10 protein-coding genes are annotated in these 14,169 nt (G+C 46.0%); 6 read left to right on the forward strand and 4 right to left on the reverse strand.

The window, feature by feature from the left end; all coding sequences use genetic code 11:
* Positions 1-480 precede the first annotated feature (480 nt).
* The 4 genes from ETF27_RS02490 to lpxA all read left to right on the forward strand — a co-directional run bounded on the left by ETF27_RS02490 (position 481) and on the right by lpxA (position 7,385).
* On the forward strand, positions 481-1,821 hold the full coding sequence (locus ETF27_RS02490; RefSeq protein WP_130828488.1) for an efflux RND transporter periplasmic adaptor subunit: 1,341 nt from the start codon (positions 481-483) through the stop codon (positions 1,819-1,821).
* A gap of 21 nt (positions 1,822-1,842) precedes the next feature.
* The gene (locus ETF27_RS02495; RefSeq protein WP_147785439.1) at positions 1,843-5,109 is read left to right on the forward strand and encodes an efflux RND transporter permease subunit; all 3,267 of its coding nucleotides are present in this window, start codon (positions 1,843-1,845) and stop codon (positions 5,107-5,109) included.
* Positions 5,110-5,133: 24 nt separating this feature from the next.
* On the forward strand, positions 5,134-6,513 hold the full coding sequence (locus ETF27_RS02500) for a TolC family protein (protein ID WP_130828490.1): 1,380 nt from the start codon (positions 5,134-5,136) through the stop codon (positions 6,511-6,513).
* An 89-nt stretch (positions 6,514-6,602) separates the two neighbouring features.
* Positions 6,603-7,385 carry an acyl-ACP--UDP-N-acetylglucosamine O-acyltransferase gene (lpxA, locus tag ETF27_RS02505; protein ID WP_147785440.1) on the forward strand — a complete coding sequence of 261 codons (783 nt, stop codon included), beginning with the start codon at positions 6,603-6,605 and terminating at the stop codon, positions 7,383-7,385.
* A 72-nt stretch (positions 7,386-7,457) separates the two neighbouring features.
* On the opposite strand, the gene ETF27_RS02510 is transcribed toward lpxA, so the two are convergent.
* Complete coding sequence (locus ETF27_RS02510; protein ID WP_130828492.1) at positions 7,458-7,943, reverse strand: S-ribosylhomocysteine lyase; 486 nt, start codon at positions 7,941-7,943, stop codon at positions 7,458-7,460.
* A gap of 11 nt (positions 7,944-7,954) precedes the next feature.
* Entirely contained in the window at positions 7,955-8,653 is a 699-nt protein-coding gene (locus ETF27_RS02515; protein ID WP_130828493.1) for a 5'-methylthioadenosine/adenosylhomocysteine nucleosidase, read from the reverse strand.
* A 137-nt stretch (positions 8,654-8,790) separates the two neighbouring features.
* Between ETF27_RS02515 and ETF27_RS02520 the strand changes: the two genes are divergently transcribed.
* Positions 8,791-11,319 (forward strand): YfhO family protein, encoded by a 2,529-nt coding sequence (locus ETF27_RS02520; RefSeq protein WP_147785441.1) that lies wholly within the window; start codon positions 8,791-8,793, stop codon positions 11,317-11,319.
* Positions 11,320-11,371: 52 nt separating this feature from the next.
* Positions 11,372-11,737: a hypothetical protein gene (locus tag ETF27_RS02525; RefSeq protein ID WP_147785442.1), complete on the forward strand. Its 366-nt coding sequence runs from the start codon at positions 11,372-11,374 to the stop codon at positions 11,735-11,737.
* 384 nt (positions 11,738-12,121) lie between these two features.
* Here the strand turns inward: ETF27_RS02525 and ETF27_RS02530 are convergent, their stop codons facing one another.
* Together ETF27_RS02530 and ETF27_RS02535 are read right to left on the reverse strand one after the other, a co-directional pair.
* Positions 12,122-12,337: a hypothetical protein gene (locus ETF27_RS02530; RefSeq protein ID WP_147785443.1), complete on the reverse strand. Its 216-nt coding sequence runs from the start codon at positions 12,335-12,337 to the stop codon at positions 12,122-12,124.
* A 68-nt stretch (positions 12,338-12,405) separates the two neighbouring features.
* Positions 12,406-14,004: an Ig-like domain-containing protein gene (locus ETF27_RS02535; protein ID WP_158635972.1), complete on the reverse strand. Its 1,599-nt coding sequence runs from the start codon at positions 14,002-14,004 to the stop codon at positions 12,406-12,408.
* Between the last annotated feature and the right edge of the window lie 165 nt (positions 14,005-14,169).

A 14,169-nucleotide genomic window follows, 5' to 3' on the forward strand; every position in this document is an offset into this window, starting at 1 on the left:
CGTTTCGACTGGTTATTTCAACTATGTTATCATGAGCGAGTGATTTTATCAGCTGACCATATACCGGCTGTCCGAAGAAATGTGTACTTTTACCAATGTTATCTGAGTTTGGAAACAAAAGCAAAGATAACAAAAAGGGCTGATACCTCGTGAGAAGTGTCAGCCCTAATTCATAAAAAATGTGGGATGTTTAGCGGACAGTAATAATTTCAAAAGCCAAAAGATATGATTAAACAAAGAATTGTGTAATTTTGCACTTGCTTATGGAATCCGCCTTTTATTAATTTGGTTGTAATTTTTGTTAAATATTCTAAAGGTTTGAAGGTACTCCTTTAAATTATATGTACATTTGCATATCGAAAACTTAATGCTGTATTCGAGTTTTTCAATCGAGCCTTAAGCGTGAGCTATGGATATCGTTTTGTGATGCTAAAAACAATAGATTTCAAACAACAGAAAAATAAAACAATTATATAAGGTATGAAAAGAAAAATGTTTTTACCCATTGCCGCAATTGCAGTTGCATTGCTGACAAGTTGTGGCGGAGGTAGTGGCAAGCATGAACTGCCCACCAGCAATGAGTACCCCGTTATTACAATAGGTGCTTCGAACGCGCAAATGAAGACCACCTATCCGGCAACGATAAAAGGTATTCAGGATGTGGAAGTACGACCGAAGGTGAGTGGCTTTATTACCAAACTTTATGTACATGAGGGACAAGCTGTTCGGGCAGGACAAGTTCTTTTCGTTGTGGATAACGCGAACTATCAGGCAGCGGTGCGTCAGGCCAAGTCAGCGGTCGTTGCAGCCCAAAGCGGTGTGGGACAAGCAAAAGCAAGAGTTGTGCAAGCGAACGCAACACTTAATTCCGCTATTGCTCAGGCAGCTACGGCTCAATTAACCTACATGAATAGCAAGAACTTGTATGAGAACAAGGTGATTGGCGATTATGAGCTTCAGACCGTGAAGAATACTTACGCTACATCACAAGCAGCAGTAAATCAGGCACGTAGCGGTGTAGCCGCCGCCAAAGCCGCCGTGAATCAGGCTGTTGCCGGTGTGAAGCAAGCCGAGGCCGGTCTTGCCACCGCGAAAGAAACCCTGAGCTATTGTTATGTAAAGAGTCCGGTGAGTGGTTTGGTAGGCAGTCTTCCTTATAAGGAGGGATCATTGGTGAGCCCATCGTCCCCCATGCCGGTAACCACCGTAAGCAACATTTCCACCATGGAAGTATTCTTTTCAATGACCGAATCGGAAATATTGGCACTCAGCAGAAACAACAATGGTATAAACAACGCTGTTAAATCTTTCCCAACCGTCAGCTTACAACTGATCGACGGCTCAATGTACAATCATTCGGGCACAATAGTAAAGACCAGCGGCGTAATCGATGCCGCCACAGGCACCATCAGCGTCATCGCTCGCTTTGCCAATCCGGAACATTTGTTGAAGAGTGGCGGCAGTGGACAGATAGTTATCGCGAAGAATAACAATAAGGCACTTATCATTCCTCAGGACGCCACCCTGCAAGTGCAAGACAAGATATTCGTTTATAAAGTGGACAAGAACAACAAGGTTCATTACTCTGAGATAAAAATTAATCCACAAAACGATGGTAAGACCTACATCGTAACGAGTGGATTAAGCATTGGCGACAGAATCGTATCGAAGGGATTGGCAAAATTGCAAGATGGTGCTGAAATAAAAGCGCTTACGCCCACACAGTATGAGGCTGCGTTGAAAAAAGCTGAGAAACTCGGTGAAAATCAAAGTTCCGCCGGTGGATTTCTGAAAGCCATGAAAGGAGATAATGATAAATAATAGTAGAAAAACGGAAAGAATATGACATTTACCAAGTTTATAAAACGTCCGGTTCTATCTACCGTGATATCTACCTTTTTCGTCCTTCTCGGACTGATAGGCTTGATATCGCTTCCCATTGAGCAGTATCCGGACATTGCGCCACCTACCATCTCTGTATGGACCACCTATCAGGGAGCGGACGCGCAGACGGTATTGAACTCGGTCATCACGCCTTTGGAAGAAAGCATCAATGGTGTGGAGAACATGACCTATATGCAATCTACCGCTTCCAATAACGGTATGGCGCAAATCACCGTATATTTCAAACAAGGTTCCAACCCGGACATGGCATCGGTGAACGTGCAAAACCGCGTGGCACAAGCACAGGCATTGCTGCCGGCGGAAGTAACGCGCGTGGGTGTAACGGTTTCAAAGCGCCAGACCTCAAACGTCATTCTCTATTCAGTTACCACTGACGACGAAAGATACGATGACGAGTTCCTAACGAACTATAACGACATCAACATCGTACCGCTTTTGAAACGTATAAATGGTGTAGGCGATGTTCAGACACCGGGTATGAAAAAATATTCCATGCGCATCTGGCTGAAACCAGATAAAATGAAACAGTACGGATTGGTACCAAGCGATATCTCCGGCGCATTGGCAGAACAGAACATTGAGGCAGCTCCGGGTGCGTTTGGTGAGCAGAGCGACATGAAGTACGAATATATCATGCGCTATAAGGGTCGCTTGAAAACCGAAAAAGAATATGAGAATATCATCATATCCAGCAATCAAAACGGACAAACGCTTTGCCTGAAAGATGTTGCCGATATCGAATTGGGCGGATTGCAGTATTCCGTGGCGATGAAGAACAACAACCAACCGGGTGTCGTGGGTATGGTTCAGCAGACAGCAGGCTCAAATGCAACCCAGATTGCGCAAGATGTTAAGGCAGCTTTGGCTGAAACGCAGAAAAGCATGCCACCGGGAATGAAAATAACTATTCAACAAGATGTAACCGAATTCTTATTCGCTTCCATCGAAGAGGTTATCTTTACACTGATAATCACTTTCATATTGGTGTTCCTCGTTGTGTATGTGTTCTTGCAGGATTTTCGTTCCACGTTAATCCCAATGATAGCCGTGCCGGTGGCATTGATTGGTTCGTTCTTCTTCCTTTGGATGTTCGGCTTCTCCATCAACCTCTTAACGCTTTCTGCACTATTGCTGGCCATCGCCATAGTGGTCGATGATGCTATCGTGGTTGTGGAAGCTGTGCATGCAAAATTGGATTTAGGGTACAAGAATGCTGTGTCTGCCGCCATTGATGCGATGAACGAGATTTCCGGTGCCATTATTTCAATTACGTTGGTAATGGCTGCGGTGTTCGTTCCCGTGTCATTCATGAGTGGAACTTCCGGTACTTTTTATCGCGAGTTTGGCGTAACCATGGCAGTGTCTATCATTATTTCCGCCATAAATGCATTAACGCTGTCGCCCGCGCTATGCGCCATCTTCTTGAAGCCCCACGAAGAAACTCAAAAGAACAAGAAATTATCAACGGTTGATAAGTTCCACATAGCGTTCAACACACAGTTTGAAAGGATAAACAACAAATATAAAAAAGGAGTAGAAAGGCTAATCGGGCACAGAGCCATCACGGGAATATCCGTTGTCGTGGGTGCTGTTATCCTTGTGGTGATGATGAGTAGTACGAAAACCGGTCTGGTGCCGGATGAAGACGTGGGCGTACTGTTTGCTACGGTTTCATTGGATCCGGGCTTGTCGCAACGTGAAACACAAGAAGTAACCGACCGCATCGATAAAATGCTTGCCAGCAACCCCTATGTGGAAACCCGAGTGCAACTGGTGGGCTATAACTTCATAGCCGGTCAAGGCTCCAATCAAGCCACATTCATCATCAAGCTAAAACCTTTTGAGGAAAGAAAATACGGAATCTTCGACAGGATTTCATCAGTATTCAATGGTGCAGGAATTGCCGGACTTTTCATCGATCCTACTTCATCAAGGATGGTTTTAGGGATGATTTATAAGCAGACTGCAAGTATCAAAGGTTCGCAAATCCTTGCTTTTGCGCCACCCATGGTACCGGGCTTCTCCGTGTCAAATGGTGTAACATTCTCCATGCAGGATAAGACAGGTGGAGACTTAAACAAGTTCTTCCAGATTACACAGGATTATTTGAAGGCATTAAATGCTCGTCCTGAAATCAGCACAGCAATGACTTCTTACAATCCAAATTACCCACAATACATGGTGGATGTGGATGTAGCCAAGGCAAAGCAGGCAGGAACATCTCCCGCAGCCATCCTTTCAGTGCTTCAAGGCTATTATGGGGGGATGTATGCGTCGAACTTCAATGCCTACGGAAAACTCTTCCGGGTAATGATTCAAGGAACGGTTGATAGCCGTATCAATGAGAACGGACTGAAAAGCATATATGTTCGCACACCGGGTGGTATGGCTCCGGTAAGTGAGTTCTGCTCACTTCGTCGCGTTTACGGACCTTCTAACATCGCACGCTTCAACCTCTTTACGTCTATTACCGTGAATGCAATGACAGCCGATGGCTATTCGTCTGGTGATGCTATTAAGGCTGTGGAAGAGGTTGCCGCTGAAAAACTGCCATCGGGATATGGGTACGAATTCTCCGGTCTGACTCGTTCTGAACAAGAATCGTCAAATTCCACCGCAATCATCTTCTCATTGTGTTTGGTCTTTGTTTATTTGATCCTTAGTGCTCAATACGAGAGCTACATATTGCCACTGGCGGTAATTCTCTCAATACCATTTGGTTTGGCCGGAGCATTTATCTTTACGCAATTATTCGGACATAACAACGATATCTATATGCAAATTTCGCTTATCATGTTGATAGGCTTACTTGCCAAGAACGCGATTCTGATTGTGGAATTTGCTTTGGAGCGTCGTCGTACGGGTATGGCGATAAAGTATGCAGCCATTTTAGGCGCGGGAGCTCGTCTTCGTCCTATTCTGATGACTTCGCTTGCCATGGTAATCGGATTGCTTCCATTAATGTTTGCCGGCGGAGTGGGTAAAAATGGTAATCAAACATTAGGTGCTGCCGCTGTGGGAGGTATGCTTATTGGTACACTTTGCCAAATATTTGTTGTGCCCGCTCTCTTCACCATGTTCCAATACATTCAGGAGAAAGCACGCCCGATGGTATTTGAAGATGATGAAAACCCCGAAGTTGCGAGGGAACTCCAGCAATATGTTAAAGGACCTTCAGGAAAATACACTCAGGAACAATCCTGATTAGTGAACAAAAGATAATTGAAAATGAGAAAGATAAATATAATCATTGCCACTCTTGCAGTCCTGTTCATGACAGGCTGTAAGAGTCTGTACGGTACTTACGAGCGACCGGAGGTGAAAACCAATGGCATTGTGCGCGATCCGGTGAATGACAATGCCGTGCTTGAAGGCGCAAACGACTTTGGCAACTTGCCGTGGCGCAGCGTGTTTACCGATTCTTATCTGCAAAACATTATAGAAAAAGCACTCAATAACAACCCGGATCTCCTGAATGCCGCGCTTAACATCGATATTGCAGAGCAACAGTTGAAAGCGGCAAAACTTGCTTTCTTGCCCTCTGTGATGTTTGCGCCTCAGGGAACGATAACGCATTTCGGGACACACACGGAAGCAACCAAAGCATATGTTTTGCCCATCGCAGCAAGTTGGGATGTGGATCTGTTCGGGAAGTTGCGAAACGAAAAGAAAGCCACGCAGATGCGTATGATACAGATGCAAGACTATAAAGTGGCTGTTCAAACCGGGCTAATCTGCAACATCGCCAACTTGTACTATACATTGCTGATGCTTGACAGACAAGGTGAAATCGTGAATGATATGACAGAACTTACTAAGAGCACATGGGACATGATGCAGCTGCAGATGAACTTTGGTCGGGCTCGATCCACCAGTGTGCAAAGTGCTGAGGCGGCTTATTATAGTGTTCAAGCGCAAGCCGCTGACATTAAACGACAAGTTCGTGAGGTGGAAAACTCACTGAGTTTGCTTATGGGTGAGCCTGTTCACGGCATCGCTCGCGGAACTTTGGAGAACCAAAGTCTTCCCTTAAACTTCTCAGGTGGAGTCGGAGTGGAAATGTTAAGCAATCGTGCGGATGTACATGCGAACGAAATGGCATTGGCACAGTGCTTCTATGACATTCAAATTGTACGTGGAAAGTTTTATCCTTCGCTGAATATTACCGGAACAGGTGGATGGAGCAACGGTAACGGATTGGTTAATCCGGCTAAACTTTTATGGAACGCTGTGGCAGGATTGACGCAGCCCATCTTTATGCAAGGCAAACTAAAAGCCGGACTGCGAGTAGCGGAGGATCAATACAAACGCGCTTACAACATTTGGCAGAACAGCATTCTGAAGGCAGGAGCAGAGGTAAGTAATGCACTTGTAGCCTATAATTCTTCGGAAGAGAAGAACAAAATGCACACCCGGCAAGTCGAAGTCTTAAAGAAAAATGTCGAGCAGACACAAATGCTCTACAAACAAAGTTCCAGCAGTTACCTTGAAGTAATTACGGCACAACAAGGATTGCTCAATGCCGAAATATCTCAAGTGCAAGATCAGTTTGCCAAACTTCAGGCAATCGTAAATCTTTATTATGCATTGGGAGGCGGGAGCAAGTAAGACGGGAAATAACATTCAAGAACTACCAACGTAAAGCTCCGTTCGGCAAGTTGGGCATCTCTTTTATCAGAGGTCGGGGCACATTAATTATGGGCAGTGAAATAAGTCCGAGAGCCGAAGTTTCTGCATCGGCAAAGATTGGAGAGGGCTGTAAGATATATCCGTTTTCCTATATCGAGGATGACGTCGTCATAGGCGACAACTGTATTATCTTTCCATTCGTCAGCATTTTGCAAGGAACGCGAATGGGAAATGGTAACAAGATACATCAATGTTCGGTAATAGGAGCGATACCACAGGATTTCAGTTTCGTGGGCGAGAGGAGTGAACTTATCATGGGCGACAATAACATCATTCGCGAAAATGTGGTCATCAATCGAGCTACTCATGTCGGAGGAAAAACAATTATCGGGTCGAACAACTTCCTCATGGAAGGGGCGCACATCAGTCATGATACCAAGGTTGGCGATAACTGCATACTTGGCTATGGAACTAAAATCTCAGGCGATTGCGAGATTGCCGATCGTGTCATCTTTTCCTCCGGTGTGATTCAAAAGTCAAAAACCAGAGTAGGTGTGGCAGCAACGATACAAGCCGGCACAACATTCAATCGCGACATTCCGCCTTATATCATAGCGGGAGGAACACCCATTGCTTATGGTGGAGTAAATTCAGTTGTTTGTGATGTGCTGGGAATAGATGATAAAGTCAAGAAGCACATAGCGAATGCCTACCGACTGATATTCCATGGCAGAACGTCCACGTTCGATGCTTGCATCCAAGTTGAAGAACAAGTACCCGACTCACCCGAAAAGCAAAACATTGTGGAGTTTATCCGCAACACGCAGAAAGGGATTATTTCCAAATTATAATGTGTGTGAGGATTGATTATAATAAATCAGACACACCTTTTTGAAATATTATCTGTGGTTGCAGATATTCTGTCATTCGTTGCTTGGGTAATGGAGATTGGCATCTGTGATGTGCTCCAATATTTCCGAAAGAAACTTGCTTGCTTCCCACCTTGCCATGGGCAGGTCGTGCAACAAATGGTTTCCACAATCCTTGGGAGCGGCACCCGGTATCTCTCCTTTGAAATCAGCAACGAAGCGGAAAGTCTTGCGCATCAAGTCCACAATGTCGGCTGAAGTCAAATCCCCTCGCAAAATTAGATAATTACCCGTAAGGCATCCCATGGGTCCCCAATACACGACCCTGTTCTTCCATTCCTCATTGTTTCGCAAATAGGTGGCTGCCAGATGCTCTATGGTATGCAAAGCGCCGATGTGCAAGGTTGGTTCTCGGTTGGGTTCTTTCATTCGAATGTCAAACGTTGTAAGAGTTTCATTACCCACTTTGTCCTGACGGCTGACATATATACCGCGAAGCAATCGTGTGTGATCGATGGTGAACGAAGGTATTTTATCCATGTTTTTTATCTTTATAAAGTATTCAGAAAATGTTTTGTTACCTCGAAGCTGCCTTCTGCCACGCGAGCCCAAAAGTCGAAGTACATATTGGCATCGGTGTCGTTCAACGGCACATCGCTGATAACGCGGAAGGAGATGAAAGGTGTATGATAGACATGGCAGACTTGAGCGATGGAGCAGCTTTCCATGTCCACCGCCAGTGCTTCGGGAAAATCTGTTAAGATGCTGCGCATCTTCTCCTTGTTGTCCACGAAGTAATCACCGCTTACGGTGAGTCCCGCCCTTACCTTCGGCATCTCGCCCGAATCGCCGTTGTTGAGCGAGAGAGCCTTCTCCAAAAGCTCATCCGGAGCTTTATAGCGTGTGGGCATACCGATAATTTGTCCTTTTTCTGCATTGCTTCCGCAGTGCACGTCATGATAGACGCATTCCCGGGCGACCACCACGTCCATCATCTTGAGCGAAGTGTCGGCACCGCCTGCGCAACCGCTGGATATAATGAGATTGGGCTGATAGCGATTTATCATCTCCACGGCACCGATGGCAGAGTTTACCTTGCCGATGCCGCACTTTTGCAATATTATTTCCTTATCGCCCACCTCTCCCGTTACGAAGTCTTTGAAGTGATGGCGTTCCGTTTTCGGATGGTCGAGAATAGACTTGAGCTGTTCAAACTCCTTGTCCATTGCCACTATTATTCCTATTTTCATGATGCAAAGGTACGAAAAACTTGGTAGTAAGTTGTATAGTTGGGAGTTTTTTGTAACTTTGCAACAACTAACCGGAAAGGGATGGTTTTCAATATCCCATCCGTCCAAATTCAAATCAAGATAAAAGAAAACCAACAATGAACATTTTGAAGAAATGCCTGCCCGACGCAATCGTCGTTTTGCTTTTCGTCGCCATCTCGTTTGCTTATTTTTTTGTACCCGTTTCTCAGGGGAAGATACTGTTTCGGCACGACTCGGAAGCAGCCGTGGGATTGGGGCAAGAACAAAAGGAGTTTAACGAACGAACCGGAAAAACCACTCGTTGGACGAATGCCGTGTTTAGCGGCATGCCCACCTATCAGATTTCTCCCTCTTACAATTCCACCAACGGTCTGGCTCAGGTGATGAACGCCTACCATCTGTGGCTTCCCGACTACGTTTGGTTTCTCTTTGCTTATCTGCTTGGCTTCTATATCCTGCTGAGAGCGTTCGACTTCAGGCAGTCTCTGGCAGCTTTGGGCAGCATCATTTGGGCTTTCTCTTCTTATTTCCTCATTATCATCGCCGCCGGACACTTTTGGAAAGTCATGGCGTTGGCATATCTTCCTCCCATGATTGCCGGACCGGTGTTGGCTTATCGGGGAAAATATCTTCCGGGGTTCATCGTAACCGCCGTCTTTACAGCTTTCGAGGTGAAAGCCAATCATGTTCAGATGACCTATTATTACCTTTTCATCATTCTCTGCATGGTGGGGGCTTACCTTGTGCAAGCCATCCGCGAGAAGCGATTGGCACATTTCCTGAAAGCCTCGGGTGTATTGGCGGCAGCCGCTTGCATCGGCATTGCCATCAACATCACGAATCTCTACCATACATGGCAGTATCAAAAAGAAAGTATGCGCGGAAAGACTGAACTGGTGAAGACCAACCAAGCCAATCAGACCAATTCCGGACTGGAGCGCGACTACATCACACAGTGGAGCTATGGAATTGACGAAACCCTCACTCTTCTTGTTCCCAACGCCAAAGGAGGTGCCAGCATACCGCTAAGCCAAAGCGAGAGTGCCATGAAGAAAGCCAACCCTGAAGTGCAATCCATGATACCACAGCTTTATGACGGCATGCCGCAATACTTCGGAACGCAGCCCGGAACAAGTGGACCGGTATATGTAGGTGCCTTTGTGCTCTTCCTCTTCATCCTCGGTTTGTTCGTGGTGAAAGGACCAATGAAGTGGGCTTTGCTCTGCGCCACCATTCTCTCCGTGCTCTTGTCATGGGGACATAATTTCATGGGCTTCACCAATTTCTTCCTTGATTACATACCGATGTATTCCAAGTTCCGCACCGTGGCAAGCATCTTGGTGATTGCCGAGTTCACCATTCCTCTCTTGGCAGCTCTCACCTTGAAGCGCATTGTCGAACAACCGGAAGTGCTATCCGGGAAGAGCACCTTTGTTTACGTCAGTCTTGCCCTGACAGCAGGTGTGGCACTCCTTATGGCACTGATGCCCGGCATCATGGCTCCCTTTGTCAGCGATGAGGAACGGCAAATGCTCGGTGGAATTCAGGGCATGTCGCCCGACGTGTTGAACATGATGCTTGCCAACCTCGCCGATATGCGTGCCGCCATGGTCAGCGCGGATGCCTGGCGCTCGGTCGTCATCATTCTCATCGGTGTGGCAATGTTGCTGCTTTTCAAGACAAGGAAACTGAAGCCGGCATATCTCGTAGCAGGCTTGACAGTGCTCTGTCTCGTGGATTTATGGCAGATTGACAAACGCTATTTGAACGATGAAATGTTTGTTCCAAAGAGCCAACGCGACACGCCGCTCACTCCCTCCATGACGGACAGACAGATTTTGCAGGACAAATCGTCATCCTATCGTGTGCTGAACTTTGCTTCCGATGCCTTCAACGAGAACAACACGTCGTACTTCCATAAGAGCATTGGTGGTTATCATCCCGCAAAACTGCGTCGCTATCAGGAAATGATAAACAGATACATCGCACCGGAAATGCAATCTGCCATGAAGGAAATGGCATCGAAGGGAGGCGACATGAAAAAGGTTGATGGCGGCAAGCTTTTTCCCACACTGAACATGCTGAACGCCAAATACTTCATACTGCCATTGCGAGAAGGCAGCACCACACCCGTGACCAATCCCTACGCACTGGGCAACGGATGGTTTGTCGATAAGATTACTTACGTGGAGAATGCCAACGCGGAATACGACCAAGTGGGACGCGTGGATGTGCGCAAGGAAGCGGTGGCAGACAAACGGTTTGAGGATATTCTCGGACAGGCGCGCACAAACGATTCCACAGCAAGCGTAACACTGACGAAGTATGAGCCTGACAACTTGCGATATACGGTGAACTCAACCAATGGAGGCATCGTGGTCTTCTCGGAGATTTATTATCCCGGATGGACTGCCACCATCGACGGACAGCCCGTTGAGCCGGGACGTGTCAATTACATCCTCCGGGCGTTGAACGTGAAACCGGGACAACACACGGTGGTGTTCGATTTCCATCCTGCAAGTATCACGGCAACGGAAACCATTGCATACATCGCCATCGCCATCCTTCTTCTTACCATCTTCGCCGTCGGAATCACCGAATGGAAGAAACGTGGGAAGGCTTCTCCGATCCCCGGCAAGGAATAGGACAATCAGCCCGAATCCGTCGTCGGACTTTACCCAAAGTTGTTGCTCCGATATGCAAACCTTTCCCACCGTGGGAACAATTGTTCCCACGGTGGGAACAAACTCTTCCCATGGTTGGAACAAACTCTTCCCACGGTTGGAACAATTCTTTCCCGCCATGGGAACAACCCCCTGTGCTTGTCTCTACGACGGAATGGATGATGAACCTGTCATTGGGGATGGTCATCAGTTCGACATGATTGGAAATTACATATTTGAAAACCCGGCGCGATGGCAGCAAAATATCATCAACCCCAATCTCCTCATGTCTCCAATTCGTATTCAGCCGATGATAAACAGACGCTTGATGGCGAACATTCGCCCCGACCGGCAACACGAAATTACATTACAAAAACCACGTTCGGGACATGCTTCGTAATCTGTTGATAACCAAGCCGATATTAATTGCGATTTAAAAGCTAAGCTTTTGCCCGGCGATTCATGACCTTTTGCAGTGCAAAAGCTTAGCTTTTGAAAAGCAAAAGATAAGCTTTCGATGGACGGATGAAGAAAAATCAGGACATTATTGAACTCTTCTCATATCGCCGGAAAGGATTTTTGCGTTTTCGGCGACCCACCCAAACAAAAAGAATATGCTTGCCATTTGTCCTTATCCGGGCAGGCAGGTGCCGGCGTGAGTTCATGGCTTAGGGCTTTTAGTTTAGTAAGTTGTTTTGAATAAAAACAAGAATACCGAAAGGAGGCAAACGCTCGTTACGGGTGTCTGCCTCCTTTCGGTATTGTTATTGTCTTCCTTTGTTGTTTACCAAAGGTAGTCGTCTTTCATATCGGTTCCGTCATTCTCGTCTTCTTCTGCCCAATCGTAATGGTCTAAATAACCGTCCTCTTTCGATAAGGCACTTCCACCGGGTACCGGACTTCCACCGGGAATGACGGGCAGACTTCCGGCAGCAAGATGTTGTTCTGTTGCCACATTGAGAATGGTTGTTTGCGGATTGATATATTGTTTCTTATTCATGACTGTTGTGCTTTTTTTGAGCCTTGCTTCGGAAGGTATGACTTTCTCCCGAAGCAACGCATGATGATTTATTTTCTGATAACTTTCTTTCCGTTGATGATAACAATGCCTTTGTAGTTCTTGCTTACTCGCTGACCGGACAGGTTGTACATGATGCCGTCGGCACTCGGAGTTTCAACATTCGGCAGGTTGATGCCCGTAGCTTCACCATCAAGCACGAAAGTCTTTGCCGCTCCACCGGCAACATCGAGATAGGCTGTGTTCTTCTTGATTTTGTCGCCTGTAACAACCTGACGGAAGCCAACCACTCCGTCCACGTTGCTCAATACGTATTGAGTTCCATCGGCGGTAACATCGGTGTTTGCCACGGCTTTTAATAAATTGCCCACCGGTTCATAGCCCACTTCTGATATTGAAATAGGAATTTGATATGTGCCGGGAGCTGCCTGAACCAACAAACCGTTATTGGCTTTAAGAGTCGTATAACGGAATTCCCTTGTGGTTGCCTTGTTGTCCTTGGTTTCGGTGATGGTGTAGAGCTTCAATTCAGGTAAAGAAGTGAAGTCTAATACTTTCTCGGAAGATATGGTGGCATAGCCCGCTTCGGTAACGGTCAGTTCAAGAGTTTCCAAAGGATGTACCACTACATTATAAGTGCGTGAAGATGGTTGATAGAAGTCGTTGCCTGCAAAGTTGATGGTAATCGTGGCTTCACCTTCTTGAAGGGCTGTTACCTTACCGGTATGCTCATCTACGCTGGCTACTTCCGGTTTGGAAGAGCTGTAGGTGATAAATTCTTCAAGACCCGGCACTTCTTTGTAACTGCTATTATTCACTATGCCTATAACCGTTTTCTTTTCTCCCACTGTCATCTCCAAGGGTTTGGAGTAACTGGTATAAGGTCTTGTCCAAATTGACGTTTTCTCTTTTCCATCTTGGACGTTGAGTGTATAACTTGCACTTCCCGGTCCGAAAGTTTCCGTTTCCTCCGAGCTTGCTTGAATCATGGTGGTTCCCACTGCCTTTAGTGTTACCTTGCCCGTATTGGCATCCACTTCGGCGACAGCGGGATTCGTACTGCTATACGTAACCGTCAAATTGTTGGGGTTGGTGAGTTTGGGTTCCGTAAAAGGTTGCTTCAGGATGGCTTTTATTTCGGAAGATTCAAACTTCAAGCCGGCAGGTTTCTTGCCGGAAGCATCATACTCTACTGTGATGCTTTTTATAAATACCGAGCCATAGGTATTCGTAAAATTAAGCTCTAATTCACCGCTCGCGCTTCCTTCAAAGGTGTAGTCCGCTGAACTGTAGCTCAGGGTTTGTTCCGTTCCGAGCGCAGAACCACCCACTTTGACAGACGCTTTTGCTGAAGAACTACCCCCGACATTCACTTTGACTTTAGTGATGGTACCTGCAAAATCTGATGTGCTTAGTTTAACATTAAGCCCTCCTTGCCCATAAAAGCTTAGGTTTAAACCTGAATAGGTAGAATAGCGCATGGAAGTAGCATTGGTGGTCAATGTCCAATTCTTCCCTTTGAGATCTTTGGTCTCTCCGGTCCCGGTGAACATCTGCGCATTAAATTGAAATTCATAGGTTTCAGCTGAAACCGAACTAAAAACTGCACTTAGCAGAAAGATTGATAAAAAACGTAATAACTTATTCATGATAATATGTGTTAAAGTTAAAATATTCATTTCCTCGTTTCAAAGGTAGGTCTATTCTTGCATAAAGGAAAACACTCATTACCTTTTTTATAAAACATTAACAGAAAAGTGGGATTTAATACCAAAATGCTAAGGGATTTCTCTGTTTCCATTATAAATATTCGT

Source organism: Prevotella brunnea, from assembly GCF_008016795.1.
Lineage (GTDB): Bacteria > Bacteroidota > Bacteroidia > Bacteroidales > Bacteroidaceae > Prevotella > Prevotella brunnea.